This window comes from Amycolatopsis sp. lyj-84 (assembly GCF_046549075.1).
In the GTDB taxonomy this organism is placed as follows: domain Bacteria; phylum Actinomycetota; class Actinomycetes; order Mycobacteriales; family Pseudonocardiaceae; genus Amycolatopsis.
The window spans coordinates 514807-533605 of record NZ_JAJPWO010000006.1 but is presented as its reverse complement, the minus strand read 5'-3'; the positions used below and the strand labels follow the sequence as shown (position 1 = coordinate 533605).

Genomic DNA, 18799 nt, shown 5'->3' with positions numbered 1-18799 from the left:
GTCCCCCTCAGGCGAGGGTGGCGCCGTAGGCGGTGAGCACGGACCGTAGTGGCTGGAAGAAGCTGACTTGGCTGTTCCCACCGGACAACACGCCGTAGCCGACACCACCAGAGAACAACGGCCCGCCGCTGTCACCGCTCTCGATCGGGATGTCGGTCGCGATCGTCCCGACGACCTGCTTGCCCTTGCCATAGTTCACGGTCTGGTTGAGGCCGAGGACCTTCCCGCACGTCTTCTTCGTCGCCATGCCGCTCTTGCACACCGTTTGCCCCACCTGCGGGATGCCCGCCCGCAGAATCCGCTGGGTGCCGCCGTCGTAGAGATTCACCCGGCTGTGCCCGGAGCCGGAGACGTCCCGGACACGACCGTAATCGGTCACCGGGAAGTGGGTGTCCACGTTGGGGCCGATGCCTTGCCAATCGAGCCCGTGTCCAGTGCAATGCCCGGCCGTGAGGATGTACCGGACACCCTTGACGAGGATCGCGAACCCCGCCGAGCAGTAATACGGTTCACGACCGGGTCCCGGCGAGACGGTGTACATCGCATCACCGCTGTTCACCGCCGACAGCTGGGCCGCACCGCCCGCAGACGGCGCCGCGGACACGACCGGGGCAGCCAACAAAGTGGCCACGACCGAGGCGATCAGCACCCCGGCCTGCTTACGGCGTGAGCAGCCAAACATGGTCATGTCCTTCCGTCCACAGGAGACTGATACCTACGACCAGTCCAGTGCCACACGGTCGGCGGCACAATCGGAGTCAGCCTGACGGGTGATCAGAAGCCATCGGACGTCGGCGACCTCGTCGACGTCCGGCCAGACGGGGTGTCGCGGCATCGCGGTGATCCGCATCTCCAGCCCGTCAGGTTGGTGTCGGGTTCACCCGATTCGGTGTCAAGAACACGTCAACGTCCTCTCAGCGAAGAAAAGCTAGAGCCCAGGCTGACGGCGTGACCACAACCCTCGACGAACCGCGAAATCGCCGCACGGCCGTACCTCAGCGAGGGAACGGTGAAGAACCACATTTCCCGCATTCTCGGCCGCCTCGGACTACGAGATCGCACCCAAGCCGCGGTCTACGCCCGCGATCACGGACTGCTGGCGAACTCCGAAGACTGAGCAGACAAGGCTTACATCGTCGAAGCGCCCGACTTTCGGACCTACAAGCCAGTGCACCGGGACACCTACCCTGAATATGGTCTAGACCTCTCACGAGAGGAATTCTGCGATGCAGTTTTCCCGCGCCGCCGTCAAAGTCGCGATACTGACCGCCGTGCTCGGCACGGTCTCGGTGTTCACCGCCGTCCCCGCCCTCGCGCACGGCTCGATGGGCAACCCGATCAGCCGGATCATGCAATGTTTCGAGGAGGGTCCGGAGGACCCGCAGTCCGCCGCGTGCAAGGCCGCCATCGAGGTGGGCGACAGCTGGCCGATCTACGACTGGGACGAGGTCAACATCGGCGACGCCGGCGGCCGCAGCCGCGAGATCATCCCGGACGGCAAGCTGTGCGGCGCCGGCCGGGACAAGTACAAGGGGCTCGACCTGGCCCGCGACGACTGGCCGGCGACCACGATGCCGGGCAGCGGCCCGTACACCTTCCAATACCAGCTGACCGCCGCGCACGAGGGCACCTTCGAGCTGTACGTCACCAAGCCGGGCTATGACCCGACGAAACCGCTCAAGTGGTCCGACCTGGAAGACACCCCGTTCTACCAGCAGGACAACCCGCCGATCGTCGGCAACGCCTACCAGCTCCACGCGAACCTGCCCGGCGGGCGCACCGGCAGGCACCTGATCTACTCGATCTGGCAACGCCACTGGCCCGACTCCGGCGAGGCCTTCTACACCTGCTCGGACGTGATCTTCACCTGATCGCCACGGCCGTCCGGTCGCCGGGCTCGCCGCCGATGACAGCTCTCTCGGTACTTTCGGCTGGGTGTCAGACCAGGAGGCGGGCCTTCAACGCGGCGATGGTCGCGTCGTCGAGGCGGAGTCCTTGGCGGGCATAGGCTTCCATGGACCCGTAGAGATGGTTGACCTCGTCGAAAGCCGCACGCAGCCAGCTCAACTCGACGGCCTTGGGGTCGCCCAGCTTGTCGTTGCTGAGCATGAAGTCGGCCTCGATGGCCGCACGCGGCACACCGAGCAGGCTCAGCAGGATCGCCGTCCCCCAGCCGGTGCGGTCCTTGCCCGCCGAACAGTGGAAAACGGTGGCGCCGGAACCGTTTTCCGCGATGGCACGCAACAGGTCGCCGAACGCGTGGTCCGCGCCCACGAAGTCGACCATGAACGGGTAGCCGATCGACTGGCCCAGGTTGTCGGATCCGTTGAGCAGCCCGGCCGCGATGGCCTTCACCAGCGTGACGGCGGCGTTGTCGTGGAACCGCAGCCCGTGTTCGAGCGAGACCACGTCGGCCACCTGGTACCGGGCGCCCGCAGGGACCCGGTCGGGCTCGTCGCGGCGCTCCTTCACGTTGCGCAGATCGACATCCAGCGACACGTTCACCGCGGTGAGCAGACGGAGATCCGCGTCGGTGAGCCGGGAAAGCTTGTTGGACCGGAAGACCACGCCGGTACGCACCGTGCGCCCGTCGGTCGTGGTGTACCCGCCGACATCGCGAAAGTTCTTGGCTCCCTCCAGCGTCACCGCGTTGGCGACGACACCTGGGGCTTCGATGGTCGCCCACGCCGGCACGTTCACCCCGCCGACGACCGCGGTCACCGCGGTGACGGCCACGAGCAGCTTCCTCACGCGCATGTCGCTCCCTCCAACAACATTCGGACCGAACACGAATGATTCCCGCCTACGCCGGGGAGGACAACCGCAAACGACGAAGGATTAGCAGGGAGTTCAACGAGCGGACACCGGTACCACCAACCCGCCCGCGCTTCCGGAGAAGCGAGACCGTTCGGCGCGAGAGTCCGTACGCTGGTTCCTGTCGGCTGTCATGGGGAGTGGTCATGGGAAGAGTCGCCATCATCGGCGATGTCGGCGGGCACCCGGATCAGTTGCGCCGGGCGTTGGCCTGGCTCGGCGCCTCCGAAGGAGAACTTCCCCTGGATCTCACCGTGATCCAGGTAGGTGATCTCGTCGATCGCGGCCCGGACAGCGCAGGAGTGCTCGACATCGTGGCGACCTTGCTGGACAAGCGGCGATGGATCCAGCTCGCGGGGAACCACGAGACGCAGTACTTGCCCGGCAGGGCCGTCTTCTGGCGCGAACCCCTCGAGGAGGGCGACGCGGCCAGGCTGCGGCAGTGGTGGGCCGACGGGCGGTTGCGTGTGGCCGAGGCCGTCCGTACCGCCGAGGGCGACGAACTACTGGTCACGCACGCGGGTTTGACGCTCGCCTGCTGGCAACGGCTGGGAGAACCGATGTCGGCGACCGAGGCCGCGGAGTTGCTCAACGAGCGTCCGGAGTTGATCTGGGAAATCGGGGAACACGGCCGCGACGGCAGTGCGGGTCCGCTGTGGGCCGAATCGGGCGCGGCGCTGCACGAACCCTGGATGGGCTATCGCGGCGTCGTGCCCTTCGGCCAGATCCACGGGCACTCCACGGTCGTGCGGTTCGCTGATCGAACCTGGCGGTGCTCTGGGCGGGTCCGGCAGCGCACGGCGGTCGATTGGTACGCCCGCCACGTCCATGTGCGTGTCGGAGGACGCGTGTTCACCGGCATCGACCCGGGGCACGGCCGGACCGGCGCCGCCGATTGGCAACCGCTGGTCCTCGACGACGCCGGCGTCACGGCCCCAAGCCCGCACTAATGCCGCCAAGGGATTTCAGGGCGGGCGTCAGCATCGGTCGAGCATGCTCGACAGCGCGGTCCTTTCCGGGACGGTGATCGTCAGCCCATAGGCGTGTTTGACCACGATCCAGTCCGTGGCATAGGTGCACCAGAACGCGACGAGCGGCGGCTTCCACGCCTCCGGCGCCTTGTCACCCTTCTGCTGGTTGAGGTTGTCGGTGACCACCCGCAGCTGCGGCAAGGCCAGCTCGTTGGCGAACTGCTCGCGCCGGGCCTGTTCCCAGGTCTTCGCGCCGCTCGCCCAGGCTTGGGCCAACGGCACCACGTGGTCGACATCCACCTCGGAAGCCTTCCGCCACGTCTCCCCGTCATAGACGCTTCGCCAGACCCCGGACACAGCGGCGCACTCCGCGTTGACCTCGACGTCCACACCGTCCCGTTTCAACAGCTCCTCGCGGACGTTGCAGGTGCCGGACACGGTCTTCCAGTGCGGAAACTTCGCCCGGTCGTAGCCATCGAGATTTCCGCGTACCGCGACCGACAGCTCACCGAGACGTTTACGCGCGTCGGTGACAGGGATCGTCGGCGCCTCCCCCGCAGCCGTGCCGCTCGTGCCCGGATTGCCAGAGTCAGCGAGCGGAACCGCACAACCCGACACCAGCATCGACACGCCAGCCACGACACACGCCACGGCATGACCGACACGCCCACTCACGCCAGTCACGGTGCGCACCTCATCATCAACTGTCACGCCTCTTCCGACCTGACCAGTCAACCGGACGCACCGTCCCGCGGGACCGGCGAACAGCCTAACTCCCGTCCATCTCGCCATCCGACGCCGACGCCGACGTGCCTTAGACTGGCGTCGACAACCGATCAGGAAGCAGGGGCGTGGGCGAAAAAGGGACTCGCAAGCCGACGCTGTCGGATGTCAGCCGCCTCGCGGGAACGTCGACGGCGGTCGTCAGCTACGTGCTCAACGGCGGGCCTCGTCCGGTCGCGGAGAAGACCCGGGTCAAGGTCGAAGAGGCCATCCGGTTGCTCGGTTACCGGCGCAATCCGCTCGCCGGGGCGTTGAGCGGTGGCCGGTCCAACCTCGTGGGCCTGTTGGTGCCCGACACCGCGAACGCGTTCTTCGGTGAGCTTTCGCGTTACGTGGAGGCGGAAGGACGACGCCGTGGCCTGCTGACCTTGCTGGGCAACACCGGCTATCACCCGTCACGCGCGGACGAGTACGGCGTGGCGTTCTCGGAGTTGCGCCCCCGCGGGATTTTCGTGACGACCGGCGAGGAACCACAGGGCGACGACGAAACGCCCCGGGTGTACGTGCAATGGGCTCCGCCCGGGTCCGCTTCGCCGAGCGTGGTCTTCAACGACTTCGATGGCGCGAAGCTCGTCGTCGAGCACCTGCTCCGGCACGGCCACCGAGACGTCGTCTGCGTCGCGGGCGAGATCGCCGTGGGCCCGGCGCACGGACGTGAGGGCGGCTGGCGGCAGGCCATGAACGACGCGGGCCTGCCCTCCGAGGGCAGGCTCGTCCGGACTTCCTTCGACCGCGTCGAGGTGGGCCGGACGGTGCGGCGGATCATCCAGAGCGAGAACCGTCCTGACGCGATCTACGCCACGACCGACGAACAAGCGCTCGTGGTGATCCGCACGGCGATGAGCCTGGGACTGCGGGTGCCGGAGGATCTGGCGGTCGTGGGCTTCGACGGGATCCGCGAAGCCCGGCTCGGGAGTTTCCCGCTCACCACTCTCGCCCTCCCGCTGGAAGAACTCGCGACCCACGCCTTCGACGCACTGGACGAGCCGGATTCGGGGAAGTCGGTGGTCTTGGAGGGGGCTCTCAGCATCGGCGTGACGTGCGGGTGCGGGCCTGGCACGGCCGCGGGCACTTCGCGGCTGGACGCGGCTTCGGGCGTGTGACCACGCCGGCCGACGAGAGCCGGTCCAGATGCGCGCCGCCGAAGGCTCCCTTCGCCGCATCGGACGCGGCGAAGGGAGCCTTCAGCCCGGCGTGACCCACCCGCGAAACAGGACACGTTTGCCCCTCGCCTCAAACAACCCTTGAAGCCAGCGAAGGGGACCTTCGCCACAGAGGCTCGGTCACGCCACCTTTGACTTACCCCCCACTTATCGCACGGGCTCGTGCTCGTCCGATGCGTAGTTCGGGCTCAACGACAGGGCGCTGAACCGGAACGGGCGGTCGACGCGGGTGAAGCCGAGCGGGCAGTGGCGGATGCCCGCCGGGAGGTAGACCGAACCGCTCGTGGTGATCGTGTGCCGGACGCCTTCGATGTCCAGGTAGATCTCCGCGCCGAGGTCGTCGGCGTCGTTCGGGTCGTTGCCGTGCCAGATCAGGACTTCGTCGTAGTCGTGCTCGTGCTCCTTGACCCACTGCACCGGGGTCTCGCATTCGTTGATCCACGTGTAGGTCAGGTGGATCTTGCTCTGCGGGACTTGCTCCGAGCGCATCAGCGCGAGCGCCGGGCCCACGTTGTCCGGTTCGACGACACCGGCGGCGGCTCCTTCGTTCACGAGGTCGTCGATGCAGTTCTGCATCTTCCTCACGAAAAGGTGCTCGTACGGACTGGTCATGGGCGCGTTCCTCCCGTTGGTTCCCGTGTGGCCGAGAGGAGGCTAACAATGATCTAAGCGCTTAGATAGTCCTCCTGATCGCCTTCCCTGAACGTGCTCGAAGGCGTACCGTGTGGCGAAACCTGGCCGCGACCCGGCAAGTGGCGATCGATCTAAACGATTAGAAACTCTCACCCGTTCGACCTGGAACTGGAGTTGCCCAGTGTTGCGCAATCCCTTTCGCTCCGAACCCGCCGCCGTGCCACGACGTCGCTCGCTCACGGCGCTTGGCGTCGTGTTCGCCACCGCGGCTCTCTCGGGTTGTGCGCCACCACCGCAGGCCGCGAGCAGCGCGGGCGGCACCTTGCGCGTCGCCGCCGCGACGGACTCGGGCGAGACCCTCAACCCTTATGCGAGCAACCAGAGCCCCACCCAGGAGCTACGGAGCGCGCTCCTTTACGAGGGCCTCACCCACCTCGACCCCACTGGCAAGGTGGAATGGCGCCTGGCCACGGAAATGACCCCGAACGCCCTCCGCGACGAGTGGACGATCAAGCTCCGTCCCGGGGTCAAGTTCACCGACGGGAGCGAGTTCACCTCCGCGGACGTCGTGGCCAGCATCAAATACCTGCGCGACCCGGCCCACGCGGCACAGGGACTGGCGTTCATCGAACGGGTCGACCCGGACGCCGTCACCGCGGTGGACAAGTCGACCGTCCGGGTAGGACTGAACAAACCTTTCGCACCCTTCAGGGAAATCTGGGCGAACGTCCTGCTCCCGATGACCAAAGCGGGCTCGGCACCGGTGAAACCGATCGGCACCGGGCCGTTCGCGGTCAAGTCGTTCACCGCCGGTCGACAGTCCACATTGGAACGATTCGATGGCCACTGGGGCGAGAAGCCCAAGCTGGACACGGTGGACATCATCGAGTTCCCCAGCCAGCAGGCACAAGCCAACGCCTTGCTGTCCGGCCAGGTCGACGTGGCATCGGGCGCGACCCCGACCATCGCGAAGTCCCTCGCCGGCAAGAACGGCATCCAGGTACTCGACAGCAAGGGCGATTTCACGCTGCGGATCGGCTTCAACACCACGGTCGCGCCCTTCGACGACGTCCGGGTGCGCCAGGCGCTGCGCCTGCTGATCGACCGCGACCAGGTCGTGGCCAACGCGCTGGGCGGGTACGGCCGGGTGGCCAACGACCACGAAGGAGGGACGCCGCACTGCGGTGACCCTGGCATCGCGCAACGCAAGCAGGACATCGCGCAGGCCACGAGGCTTCTCGCCGAAGCGGGTCACCCGGATCTGTCGTTCGCCATCACGACCGACGGCCTGCTGCCCGGTATGCAGGAACTGGCCCAGGTGTTCGCCGAGAACGCGGCCAAGGCCGGCGTGAAGGTCACCGTCAACGTCCCGACGGTGCCCGAGTTCCTGTCCAAGTGGACCCAGTGGCCGGTGTTCATCGACTTCAACCCGATCCCCTATCTGCCGACCGTGATCGGGTCGCTGCTGCCGGGCCGCGTCGGGAACGCCACGCACTGGAACAACGCCGACTTCGTCCGGCTCTCCGACGAACTTTTCGTGGCACCCGAGCAGGAGCAGTGCTCGATCATGAACCGGATGCACCGGATCGAGCACGACCAGGGCGCGACGATCACCCCCGCCTTCGTCAACGTGCTCCTGCCGCACCGCGGCGCCGTTCGCGGGCTGGTGCCGGACGTCAACGGCCGCCCGCTCACCTTTCTGACGAACGTGACCGTCACAGGCTGACCGGGGAGCGCCGACATGACCGACCTGACCACACCGCTGCCGACCGGTTCGAGACCTTCGACGCTCGCGTGGCTGGCACGCCGGATCCTTCTCGGCGCGCTGATCCTCCTGCTGGTCTCACTGCTGCTCTTCCTAGTGACACAAGCGTTGCCGGGAGACGTCGCGCGGATCATCCTCGGCAAGGACGCGACAGCCGAGCAGGTGGCGGACCTCCGTCTCCGGCTCGGTCTCGACCAGCCGCTCATCGCCCAGTACTGGCACTGGCTCACCGGTGTGCTCACCGGGGACATGGGCACCTCCTTGCAGAACGGCGAGTCCGTGGCGGACTTCATCGGCCCCAGGGTGCTCAACTCGCTCACCCTCGGCTTCATCTCGATGACGCTGATCCTCCCGCTCGCGGTGGTCATCGGTGTCTTCAGCGCGCACAAGCGGGACAGCCCGTTGGACAAGGCGTTCGTCGCGGTGTCGTCGCTTTTCACGGCACTGCCCGCGTTCGTGGTGGGAATGCTGCTGATCGCGTTCTTCGCCACCTCGGTGTTCGGCGTGCTCCCGGGGGTCTCGAACATCCCGCCGGGAAACCCGCCGTGGTGGTACCCGGCACAACTGGTCCTGCCGGTCGCCACGCTCACGCTCATGGGCGTGATGTACCTCGGTCGCCTGGTGCGGGCCTCGTTCATCGACGCGATGAACAGCGAGTACGTCCAGACCGCCGTCCTCAAAGGACTCACTGACCGCCGCGTCCTGTTCCGGCACGCCCTTCCCAACGCCATCGCGGCGAGCCTCCCGGCGGCCGGCCTGGTCACCGCGGTGACGATCACGGGTGTCGTGGTGGTCGAGTACGTCTACTCGTATCCAGGACTCGGCACGGCGGTAGTCGGAGCCGTGAACTCCCACGACCTGCCCGTGATGCAGGCGGGCACCCTCATCCTCGCGACCGCGTATTACGTCTTCAACCTGCTCGCGGACCTCCTCTCGGAGAGAAGAGGGCAACGATGAGAACCCGACAGGTCACGGTGCTCGGCCGCGCTCTTCGCACCGGGCAAGCCCGGCTCGGCCTCGCGCTGCTCGCGGTGGTCGCACTCGTGGTCGCGTTCGGCCCCTTCTTCGCCCGCTACGCCCAGGACGCCATCGTCGGGCCGCCCTTGGAGACACCGAGCGCGAGATTCCCGCTCGGCACCGACATCCTCGGGCGTGACGTGCTGAGCCGCCTGCTGAACGGCGGGCTCACCCTCTCCTGGATGGCGATCCTCGCCGCGGGACTCGGCGTGTTCCTCGGCTGCCTCGTCGGCCTCACCGCCGCCTACCGCGGTGGTGCGGTGGACGCGACGCTCATGCGGGCCATGGACGTCCTGATGAGCTTCCCGGAGATCGTCTTCGTCCTGCTGTTCGTAGCGATGCTCGGTCGCGGCACCCTGCTGACCTCGGTGCTCGTCGGCGTGGCGTTCGTGCCCGGCGTCTCGCGGGTGATGCGCGGCGCGGCGCGGCCGGTGATCGGCAGTGAGCACGTGCTGTGGGCCAAGGCCAACGGGTTGCCGCCGAGGCGGATCCTGCTCCGGGAGGTGCTGCCCGGCGTGACCTCGCCGCTGATGGTGGAGATCGGGATGCGAATGGTCTGGGCGGTGTCGGCGATCGCGTCGCTGAGTTACCTCGGGTTCGGTATCGCGCCGCCCGCGGCCGACTGGGGCCGGATGGTCGGGGAGAACCAGGACGGTCTGCCGGTCGCTCCCCTGCCGGTCCTGGCCCCGATCACGCTGATCCTCATGATGGCCCTCGGCGGCAACCTGGTCGCCGAATCCGTCGCCAGAGTGGTCGGCCGTACGGATGGAAAGGGTTGAAGTGCGCAAAGAAGTGGACATCTCCGGCCTCACGGTCACCCTGGACGCCACGGGTGCGGACATCGTCAAGGACGTCGGTTTCGCACTCGGCCGCGGTGAGGTGATGGGGGTGGTCGGTGAGTCGGGCTCCGGCAAGAGCACCCTCGCGCTCGCCTTGCTCGGGTTCGCCAGGAAAGGCGCGACCATCACCGGCGGACGGGTGGTCGTCGACGGGGTCGATCTGCTCACCCTGCCGGAACGGGACCTGCGCCGCATGCGGGGAGCCAAGGTCGCCTACGTCCCGCAGGACCCGGCGACAGCACTGAACCCGAGCCTGAGCCTCGCGACCCAGCTGACCGAAGGACTGCGGCTGCCCAAACGTGAGGCGCTGTCGCGTGTCCGGGAGTTGCTCGACACCGTTCGCTTGCCCGGTGACGACGCCTTTCTCCACCGCCGGCCTCGCCAGCTCTCCGGTGGACAGCAGCAACGCGTGGCGATCGCCATGGCGATCGCGGCCGGGCCGCGGCTGATCGTGCTGGACGAGCCGACCACCGGCCTCGACGTCTCCACTCAGGCACGCGTACTGGAACTGGTCCGCGATCTGTGCCGTGACCACGACATGGCGGCGATCTACGTATCCCACGACCTCGCCGTGGTGGCCGATGTCGCCGACCACGTGACCGTCATGTACGGCGGCGAAGTCGTGGAAAGCGGTCACGACCGCGACGTGCTCACCCGTGCCGCCCATCCGTACACCCGGGCCCTGCTGGCCGCCGTGCCGTCCGCGACCCACCGCCACCACCTCGTCCCGATCCCCGGACGCGCCCCCGGCCCCGGCGAAAACCGGCACGGCTGCGTCTTCGCGCCCCGATGCGACCACGCCACGACGGAATGCACCACGACCCGTCCTCAGCTCGAGCCTGCGCCGTCCGGCACGCTGGCACGGTGCCTGCGGATGGACGAGGTGGCACGGACACCCCGGGAACTGCCACGCACGAACGACTCGCCCGTGGTTTCCGACCACACGGTGTTGTCGGTCGCCGGGCTGCACGCGGGCTACGGCGGCGTCCAGATCCTCTTCGACGTGTCGTTCCGTTTGGTGCGGGGCGAATGCCTGGCCGTCGTCGGCGAGTCCGGCAGCGGAAAGACCACGATGTCGCGCTGCCTGGCCGGCCTGCACGAAGAGCAACAAGGCACCCTGACGATCGAAGGCCGCCCGATCCCGGCCGCGGCGGGCCGGCGAACGAAGGAGACCCGCCGCGAGATCCAGTACATCTTCCAAAATCCCTACGGCTCGCTCAACCCGCATCGCAGCGTGGAAAACAGCCTCGCCGTGCCACTGCGGCACTACTTCGGTGCGACCAAGCACGAGGCCAGGCAGCGAGCACGTGAGGCACTCGAACGAGTCGAGATACCGGCGCGATACGCCGGGTACTACCCGGCCGAACTTTCCGGCGGGCAACGCCAACGTGTCGCGATCGCCCGAGCCCTGGTATGCGAACCGAAACTCCTCGTCTGCGACGAGGTGACGTCCGCGCTCGACGTGTCAGTACAGGCTTCCGTCGTGGAACTGCTGCGTTCCCTGTTGAGCGACGGCCTGTCGATGATCTTCGTGACTCACGACCTGGCAGTGGTCCGAAGCATCGCCGACAGTGTCGTAGTACTGAGCCAGGGCCGTGTCGTGGAATCGGGCATGACCGGCTCAGTACTCACGACGCCGTCGCACCCTTACACCCGCAGCCTGATGGCCGCCACGCTCGAAGTGCCCGTTACGACGTAATTCCCTCGGCGCGCCACCACCTCTCAGAGGGATGCGCGCGGCTCGCGAGGCGTCGGTCAGAGATACGGTGCGCGAGCGTGCGCCGGCACATCGACCACGGCCTCGCCGTCGGCGACCGGCTGCTCTACCGGGTGTCAGTCACCCTTGGCCAACCGGTCGTTGATCCGGCGGGCCAGCTCGGCGGTGAAGCCCGCGGCCGGCACGGTGTGACCGAGAGCGGTGAGGATCGTGTCGAGATGGGTGTCCACCGTGGCTTCGATCAACGTGGTGAGGGTCGCGGTGGTGGATCGGGCCCGGCTCCACCCCAGCGCGGCGGTGCCGATTCCGACCACTATCGCGGGGTACCAATGGATCCCGAGGCCGAGGTACAGCACGCCCCAGCCGACGAGCCTGGTGGCCGACCTGAACTGGGATTCGGCCGCCTGCACCGGAGTACGGACCGTTTCCGGGACCAGCAACCACAAGCGCGGCCACACCAAGCCCAGATCGAGTCCGTGGTACTGCCCGGCGATCCGGGCGTTCAGCAGCCGGAACCGCTCGCCGATCCAGGCCGGATGTCGTGGACGGTAGGCGGATACCGGGTCCACCCCCGCCCTGGCCGCCGCGCGATCGAACAGCCTGCCGCGCAAGGCCACCAGCCCCCACGCGAGCAGACGCGCCGGTCCGCGCCACGGTCTGGTCCAGACCGCCTCGGCCACGCTGCCGACCGCCTGCGCGGCCATGGCCGCCGCCGTGGCACCGATCAGCAGGAAGACGGCCACCGCCGCGACCGGCAGGCGCGGCACCTCCCGCACGATCCAGCCGGCGACCGAGACGAGGTCGAACGCGGAGCGGTGGCCCAGCCGGACCGCGCACACCGCCGCGGCGATGAACAACGCCCCCGGCAGTACGAGTGTCGCGACCCATCGCTCGGCGAGTTTGCCGCTCAGCGACGACAAGAAGGGGTTCACGGCGTCGCGCCCGTCGGCAGCATCGGCTCGTCGTCGAACAAGGCGCACACGGGCGGGTGCCCGTCGTCGTCCCGATGGTCGTGGCGTGAGCACACCTTGCGCGGGCAGCCGTAGTCGCCACGCCCGGTCCGTGGCACGCGAGCGCTCCGCGGTGTGGGATACACCGGCATGCTGCCGGGAGGGCCGGCGCTCCTGGTCGGCTCCGCCGACTCGGCGTCCAGCAGGTCGAACTGCCTGCACGCGTCCAAGGCCGAACCGCCCTTTCGCACTCGGGAGGCGGCGCGTTCGAGCCTGTCGGTCCATCGGCCGGCGATGGCGGCCTGGCGCAGATCCGGCATGACGGTGCACCACAGAACGAGTGCTTGTCCCTCGTCGAATACCGCCACGTCGCCCCTCCCTTGTGCCATCCTGAATCGTCTACCGCACCGTAGTGGGTGGCGAAGGAGGAGTGGACATCTCGCTCTTGGAACGCATTCGCCGTTGTCTGGAAACAGGCGAGGCCGACGAGGTCACCACACCCGCTGCCGTGGCGGACGCCGCTCGCCTGGTCCTGCCTGCCATCGGTACCGGCCTGCCTCCCGAGCTGCTTCGAGAACTCGGAATGCTGCACTGGCTGCGGCATTGTGCCCTGTCGCCGGGCAGCATCGGGCCTGATATCCAGACCTGTACGGAACTGTTCGCCCCGCTCGCCGAATCCTTTCCTGGCGTAGTGCCACCGCCGGTGCTCAGTTGGCTTCAGGAGAACCATTATCCGGGACTCCCGCCCGCGGAGCTCGGACCTTTCTACGCGTCGGTGATCACCGACGTCGCTTTGGTGGCCGCGGATCCCGTCCTGACCGACCTGGGGGTGGCCGCCTGTCGAGCCGCCGTCGACGTCGGCAGCGAGGTCGACCGTCCGGCGCACCGGTTCAACCTGATGGTGCTGTTGAACCAGCGCTTCGAATGGACGACCGCCGAGGCGGATCTGGACGACGCCGTCGCGGCGGGCCGCGCGGCACTCGAGTCGGCCGGGCACCCGATAGTCCCGGCGGTCCGGTTTCCTCTCGGGGTCGCACTGCTCACCCGGTTCGGCATCCGCGGGCAGGAACGGGACCTCGCCGACAGCACGGTGCTCCTGCGCGAAGTGGTGTCGTCCCTGCCGCCCGGTGACCCGAATCGCGTCGCCTACTTGTCGCAGTTCGCCTTGGCCTTGGAGACCCAGTGCAATACCGGCGGTCCGCTCGCCGTGGTCGAGGAGTACGTCGAGGTGACCAGAGAAGTCCTCGCGAACTGCGCTTCGGAAGACCCGGCATTCGGTGAAGCGCTCCTGTTGCGAGGCAGCGCCCTTCGGGTCAGGTTCGTCCGTACGGGCGAACCCACCGACATCGCCGAAAGTGTCCGATACCTGCGGGAGGCGCTGAGGAGCCTCCCCGAGGGCAGCGAGTCGCACGTCACCGCGAAGCTCAACCTCGCGAGCTCGCTCCAGACCCGGTTCGCGTATGCCTCGGCCTTCACCACGCCTGATGGTCCCGACGAAGCCGACCTGGCCGAAGCCATCGCACTGGCCAGGGAGGCCGACGCGGCCATCGGAGAAGGCCACCCGCTGAGGTGGACGGTCGAGGCCACGCTGGCGACCGTGCTGCGACACGGCAACACGGACCTTGCCGAGGCGATAAGCGCGGCGAGGGCGACCTTGGCGGGACTGCCCGCGGACAGTCCGCTTCGCGGGACCGCGCTGCTGTCCCTCGGCGAGTCACTTCGCCGCCAGTACCGGGCAACCGGTGGCCAGGAGGTCCTCCGGGAAGCCGTGGACGTCCTTCGTGAGGCGAAGACGGCCGGCGCGGGCGGTCCACACGGCCGGGCGCCGATGCTCACGGCCCTTTCGATGGCGCTGTACGAGGCGATCAAGCTGGCGGGCGCCAATGGCGCGATCGATGACAGTGAGCTCGACGAAGCCATCGAGACGACGAGAGCGGGCGCGCAGGGCATCCCCGGTGACACGGTGATCCATGGCCAGCAGCTCTGGCAGCTGGCGGAACTGCTGCGGTGGCGCTTCTTGCGCACAGGCCAGGCGGCGGACCTCGACGAACGGATCGAGACGCTGCGGGCGACGGTGCCGCTGGCTCCCGACGGCTCCGCGTTGACGCAGTGTTCGTCCGCCCTCTCGAACGCACTCAGCTTCCGGTACAGCCGGAATTCGGACCCGGCCGACCTCGACGAGTCCGTCGCCGTGTTGCACCGGGTCGTCGAAGCCCTGCCCGCCGACGGCCCCGAACTGCCCGACCTGCGGGCCGACACCGCGTGGGCACACCTGCAACGTTTCGAAGCCAGGGGCGAACCGGCCGACAGGGAGACGGCGACCCGGCTGATCCGCTCAGCGCTCGCCGCCACCGGCGCGGACGACTCGAGCCGGTATCGGATGCTCGGCATTCTGGCCGCGATCCTGACCTCGACGGCCACCTCGGAGCGCGACCCCGAGAAGCTGACCGAAGCCATCGAAACCTGCTACGCGGCAACGCCACCCGGCGAGGTCCCGACGGTGACGGTCACTCTCACCCTGGGCAACGCGCTTATGTCCCGCTACGAGAACACCGGTGCCATAGCGGACCTGGAGGCGGCCGCAACGACACTGCGGGCCGCGTTGGCGCAGGCCACCGGAATGAACCGGACCATGTTCGTGAACAACCTCATCCAAGTGCTTCGCATCCGCTTTTACCGCCATGGCGACCAAAGCGCACTGACCGAGGCGATCGACAGCGGTAAGGCGGCCCTTCGGACCAGCCCCGACGCGCTGCTGCTGGCGGGAAATGTCGCGGCCGCACAGACCGACCGGTACGAGTGGGCCCGCGACCCCGCCGATCTCACCGAGGCCGTCGACGCGCTGCGGTCGGTGCTCGGCCGGGCCGGCGCGGACAATCCAGACCTGCCGACGCTCCGGTTCTATCTCGGCTTCGCCCTGCGGGCCCGCTTCCAGGCCATGGCCTCCACCGCGGATCTGGACGAGGCGATCGCGGTGCTGCGGCCCGGTCTCGCTTCGTCCAGATCGCGCGACCAGACGGCCCAATTCAGCCTGATGCTGGGAGGCGCGCTGTCGCTTCACGGGCAGTGGTCGAACGACCCGGTCGCGCTCGCCGAGGCGAGCGAACTGCTGGAAGTCGCGAGTGACGGGCTGCCGGTGGCGAGCCCAGGCCGGATCACGGCCGGGATCCTCTTGGCGGGCACGCTCCGTCTGCGTTTTCTCAACTCCGGAGAAGAGCCTCTGCTCACCGAAGCGATCGAAATCGGCAGAGCGGTCCTCGCCCACACCCAGGACGAGGAGGCCAACCGGGCTCACACGCTGATCATGCTGGGCACCCTGCTGGCCCTGCGGTTCGAGCGGACCGGCGACCTCGAGGTGCTGGCCGAGGCGATCGAGGTGCTGCGCCGCGGGGTGACCGCCGCGGGCACGAACAACGCGATAGCGGCGAACGCCTTGTCCGAACTGGCGTCCGCACTGCGTGGCCGGCACAGCATCCTGGCGGAGCGCGCCGATCTGGACGAGGCCATCGCGGCCGCCGAGCGCGCCGCGACCCTGCCGGGCACGACACCGGCCGAACGGGGCGTCCATGTCACCGCGCTGGCCCTTGGCCTGCTGACCAGATCGCTGGCCACGGGCGATCTCGACGACCTCGACGCCGCCATCGACTTGGGCCGCGAGGCCGCACACTCCCCCAACTGGTACGTCGCCTCGGCGGTCAACCTGATGACGCTGGGGCTGGCACTGTGGTCCCGGTTCGATCGGACCGGGACGGTTTCCGACCTCAACGCCGCCGTCGACGCGTTGTTCGAGGCGGCAGAGAGCGCCCACCCCGGGCACACGCTGCGGCCCATCATGCTGACCAACCTGTCCAACGCGCTACGCACGCGGGCGGGTCTCCTCGGCTCGGCCGCCGACCTCGACGCCGCCGTGGACGCCGGGCGATCGGCCGTCGCCGCCGCGCCGCCGGATCACCCGGCGGTGTCGATATGCCTGATGAACCTCGGGACCGCGCTGCACATCCGGTACCTGGAAGGGCGCGACACCGCGGACCTCGACGCCGCGGTCGCCGCCCTGAACGAGGCGGTGGACCGCAGCACACCCCAGAGCTCGAACCGGAGAGAGATCCTGATGAACCTGGCGGGGCTGCTGCGCACCCGCCGTGACCGCCGCCCGGGCCGGGACGCCCTGGACCGGGCCGTCGCACTCGTCCGGGAAGCGATCGCGATCACCGACGTGACGCACTCGATGTACCCGCTGTGCGTCCTCAACCTTTCGACCGCCCTGCACACCAGGTACGACCGCGGTGGTGACGACGCCGACGCGGCCGAGTCGATCGAGCTGGCCGGACGGGCGATCGACAGCATGACCGCCGGTGACCCTCGGGTCGCGGTGGCCTGGGTGACGCTGGGAAGGCTGCACGAACGCAGGCGTGTCGAAGGCGGGGGCGGCCTCGACGCCGCGGTCGCCGCCTACCGGACCGCGGTCGAAGCTCCCGCCACGGCACCGGCGTATCGGGCTGCCGCGGCCAGATTGTGGGCCGAATTGGCCGTCCGGCAGCGCGACTGGGCCTCCGCTACGGAGGCATTCGGCGTCGCTGTCGCGCTGATACCCCAGGTGGCCTGGCACGGCGTCGAACGCGACGCGCGCGAGCGCAGGCTGACGGTGTGGGAGGGCCTGGCGAGGATGGCCGCCGCCGCGGCGCTGGAGGCCGGTGACCCCGGCCGCGCCGTGGAACTGCTCGAGCAGGGCCGCTCTGTGTTGTGGTCACAGGCGTTGCAGACCAGGGACGACCTGTCGATGTTGCGGGAACGTGACCTCGCGTTGCACGATCGGCTGCGCGCCGTGGCGGCGAAGCTGGCGGCCACGACCGTGCCCGACATCCCGGAGGCCGCCGCCACGACCGATCCGTGGAGCGACCCGAGCCAGCGCATGCGGTCCGACCGGATCAAGCTGGCCGAGGACTGGGACCGGTTGCTCGCCGAAGCACGCGCCTTGCCAGGACTGGAGTACCTACTGCGGATCCCGCCGCTGGCCACCCTGCGCGAGGGTCTGCCCGACGGTCCCGTCGTCCTGCTCAACGTCGACGAAGCCCGATGTGACGCCTTGATCGTGCACCGGGACCGCGACGTCGAGCACGTTCCGCTGCCCGCTCTGTCGTTCGGGGAGAGCGGGCGACGGGCAGAGGGGTATCTGCGGGCGTTGAAGCTGCTGGAGAATCCAGGCGGGCCAGGCGACTTCGCCACCACCGGCGCCAGGCAAACGGTGCACGCGACCCTGGAATGGTTGTGGGACACCGTCGCCGATCCGGTGCTGACCCGGTTGGGCTACACCGGCCACGACGAACCGTTGCCACGACTGTGGTGGTGCCCCACCGGATCGCTGACCCTGCTCCCGCTGCACGCCGCCGGTTACCACGACCCGGCCGACACCCCCACCGGACGCACGGTGATCGACCGTGCGGTGTCGTCCTACACGCCGACACTGCGCGCGCTGGCGAAGGCGAACAGCGCCGTCGCTGTCGAGCCCGCCGACCGACGTGTCCTCGTGGTCAGCATGCCGGAGACCCCACCAGTTCCAGGCTCCCCGGACCTGTGCCCGCTGCCCTGCGCCCGCGAGGAAGCCGAATTCCTTTCTCGCGTGATCCCCCTCGGTCGCACGTCACGTATCGCCGGCACCGCCACTCACGCCGCGATCACCGCCGACCTGCGCACCCACGCCCTCGCACATTTCGCCTGCCATGGCGGGCAAAACCTGCAACAGCCATCAACGGGCAATCTCTACCTGTGGGACAAACCACTGACCGTGCTCGAGGTCGCGGAACTGGATCTCGAGCACGCCGAACTCGCCTACCTGTCGGCCTGCAGCACGGCGATCGGTGGCACGACCCTGCCCGACGAGGCCATCCACCTCGCCGCGGCACTCCAGCTCGCGGGTTACCGGCAGGTGATCGCCACCCTGTGGACCATCACGGACCGGACCGCGGTCGAGGTCGCCAAGATGATGTACACCGGGCTGATCGGGCCTTCGGGCCTGCGTCTCGACGGCACCGCCCACCTGCTCCACCGCACCGTGCGTGCCTTGCGCGACTCGGCTCCCCGCGACCCGGCCATCTGGGCCTCATACGTCCACTTCGGACCGTGAACCACGGGGCGCATGACTCGACCCTC

Annotated in this window: 15 protein-coding genes; 9 read left to right on the top strand and 6 right to left on the bottom strand. The window is 68.4% G+C overall.

The window, feature by feature from the left end:
• Positions 1-7: 7 nt before the first annotated feature.
• Positions 8-688: a S1 family peptidase gene (locus ACLJRM_RS21485; RefSeq protein ID WP_410664093.1), complete on the bottom strand. Its 681-nt coding sequence runs from the start codon at positions 686-688 to the stop codon at positions 8-10.
• A 288-nt stretch (positions 689-976) separates the two neighbouring features.
• On the opposite strand from ACLJRM_RS21485, the gene ACLJRM_RS21480 reads away from it, so the two are divergent.
• Both ACLJRM_RS21480 and ACLJRM_RS21475 read left to right on the top strand, forming a co-directional pair.
• Positions 977-1117 (top strand): response regulator transcription factor, encoded by a 141-nt coding sequence (locus ACLJRM_RS21480; protein ID WP_269467471.1) that lies wholly within the window; start codon positions 977-979, stop codon positions 1115-1117.
• Positions 1118-1226: 109 nt separating this feature from the next.
• Positions 1227-1871 (top strand): lytic polysaccharide monooxygenase, encoded by a 645-nt coding sequence (locus ACLJRM_RS21475; protein ID WP_410664092.1) that lies wholly within the window; start codon positions 1227-1229, stop codon positions 1869-1871.
• 67 nt (positions 1872-1938) lie between these two features.
• On the opposite strand, the gene ACLJRM_RS21470 is transcribed toward ACLJRM_RS21475, so the two are convergent.
• Positions 1939-2757 carry a tyrosine-protein phosphatase gene (locus ACLJRM_RS21470; protein ID WP_101608174.1) on the bottom strand — a complete coding sequence of 273 codons (819 nt, stop codon included), beginning with the start codon at positions 2755-2757 and terminating at the stop codon, positions 1939-1941.
• A gap of 203 nt (positions 2758-2960) precedes the next feature.
• Between ACLJRM_RS21470 and ACLJRM_RS21465 the strand changes: the two genes are divergently transcribed.
• Positions 2961-3764, top strand: a complete 804-nt coding sequence (locus ACLJRM_RS21465; protein ID WP_410664091.1) for a metallophosphoesterase family protein — start codon at positions 2961-2963, stop codon at positions 3762-3764.
• 27 nt (positions 3765-3791) lie between these two features.
• Here ACLJRM_RS21465 and ACLJRM_RS21460 read toward each other — a convergent pair whose 3' ends face one another.
• Positions 3792-4409 carry a DUF1524 domain-containing protein gene (locus tag ACLJRM_RS21460; protein ID WP_101608176.1) on the bottom strand — a complete coding sequence of 206 codons (618 nt, stop codon included), beginning with the start codon at positions 4407-4409 and terminating at the stop codon, positions 3792-3794.
• A 227-nt stretch (positions 4410-4636) separates the two neighbouring features.
• Between ACLJRM_RS21460 and ACLJRM_RS21455 the strand changes: the two genes are divergently transcribed.
• A complete protein-coding gene (locus ACLJRM_RS21455) occupies positions 4637-5671 on the top strand; it encodes a LacI family DNA-binding transcriptional regulator (RefSeq protein WP_410664090.1) in 1035 nt (344 codons plus the stop codon).
• Between the two features lie 207 nt (positions 5672-5878).
• Here ACLJRM_RS21455 and ACLJRM_RS21450 read toward each other — a convergent pair whose 3' ends face one another.
• On the bottom strand, positions 5879-6343 hold the full coding sequence (locus ACLJRM_RS21450) for a hypothetical protein (RefSeq protein ID WP_101608178.1): 465 nt from the start codon (positions 6341-6343) through the stop codon (positions 5879-5881).
• 238 nt (positions 6344-6581) lie between these two features.
• Here ACLJRM_RS21450 and ACLJRM_RS21445 point away from each other — a divergent pair, with 238 nt between their 5' ends.
• Genes ACLJRM_RS21445 through ACLJRM_RS21430 form a run of 4 tightly spaced genes read left to right on the top strand, consistent with a single transcriptional unit; the run spans position 6582 to position 11684 of the window.
• On the top strand, positions 6582-8090 hold the full coding sequence (locus tag ACLJRM_RS21445; protein WP_410664089.1) for an ABC transporter substrate-binding protein: 1509 nt from the start codon (positions 6582-6584) through the stop codon (positions 8088-8090).
• Positions 8091-8105: 15 nt separating this feature from the next.
• Positions 8106-9086: an ABC transporter permease gene (locus ACLJRM_RS21440; RefSeq protein ID WP_410664088.1), complete on the top strand. Its 981-nt coding sequence runs from the start codon at positions 8106-8108 to the stop codon at positions 9084-9086.
• Positions 9083-9925: an ABC transporter permease gene (locus ACLJRM_RS21435; RefSeq protein ID WP_410664087.1), complete on the top strand. Its 843-nt coding sequence runs from the start codon at positions 9083-9085 to the stop codon at positions 9923-9925. The genes ACLJRM_RS21440 and ACLJRM_RS21435 overlap by 4 nt, the downstream gene beginning before the upstream one ends.
• 1 nt (position 9926) lies before the next feature.
• Positions 9927-11684 carry an ABC transporter ATP-binding protein gene (locus tag ACLJRM_RS21430; protein WP_410664086.1) on the top strand — a complete coding sequence of 586 codons (1758 nt, stop codon included), beginning with the start codon at positions 9927-9929 and terminating at the stop codon, positions 11682-11684.
• 134 nt (positions 11685-11818) lie between these two features.
• Here the strand turns inward: ACLJRM_RS21430 and ACLJRM_RS21425 are convergent, their stop codons facing one another.
• Both ACLJRM_RS21425 and ACLJRM_RS21420 read right to left on the bottom strand, forming a co-directional pair.
• A complete protein-coding gene (locus ACLJRM_RS21425; RefSeq protein ID WP_101608183.1) occupies positions 11819-12634 on the bottom strand; it encodes a hypothetical protein in 816 nt (271 codons plus the stop codon).
• Positions 12631-13020, bottom strand: coding sequence for a hypothetical protein (locus ACLJRM_RS21420; protein WP_101608184.1), 390 nt, complete (start codon positions 13018-13020; stop codon positions 12631-12633). The genes ACLJRM_RS21425 and ACLJRM_RS21420 overlap by 4 nt, the downstream gene beginning before the upstream one ends.
• 62 nt (positions 13021-13082) lie before the next feature.
• Between ACLJRM_RS21420 and ACLJRM_RS21415 the strand changes: the two genes are divergently transcribed.
• Entirely contained in the window at positions 13083-18773 is a 5691-nt protein-coding gene (locus ACLJRM_RS21415) for a CHAT domain-containing protein (protein ID WP_410664085.1), read from the top strand.
• Positions 18774-18799: the final 26 nt, after the last annotated feature.

Coding starts and splice junctions, on each gene's coding strand:
- ACLJRM_RS21485 (WP_410664093.1), bottom strand. CDS start 688: ATGACCATGTTTGGCTGCTCACGCCGTAAGCAGGCCGGGGTGCTGATC.
- ACLJRM_RS21475 (WP_410664092.1), top strand. CDS start 1,227: ATGCAGTTTTCCCGCGCCGCCGTCAAAGTCGCGATACTGACCGCCGTG.
- ACLJRM_RS21470 (WP_101608174.1), bottom strand. CDS start 2,757: ATGCGCGTGAGGAAGCTGCTCGTGGCCGTCACCGCGGTGACCGCGGTC.
- ACLJRM_RS21465 (WP_410664091.1), top strand. CDS start 2,961: ATGGGAAGAGTCGCCATCATCGGCGATGTCGGCGGGCACCCGGATCAG.
- ACLJRM_RS21460 (WP_101608176.1), bottom strand. CDS start 4,409: ATGCTGGTGTCGGGTTGTGCGGTTCCGCTCGCTGACTCTGGCAATCCG.
- ACLJRM_RS21450 (WP_101608178.1), bottom strand. CDS start 6,343: ATGACCAGTCCGTACGAGCACCTTTTCGTGAGGAAGATGCAGAACTGC.
- ACLJRM_RS21440 (WP_410664088.1), top strand. CDS start 8,106: ATGACCGACCTGACCACACCGCTGCCGACCGGTTCGAGACCTTCGACG.
- ACLJRM_RS21435 (WP_410664087.1), top strand. CDS start 9,083: ATGAGAACCCGACAGGTCACGGTGCTCGGCCGCGCTCTTCGCACCGGG.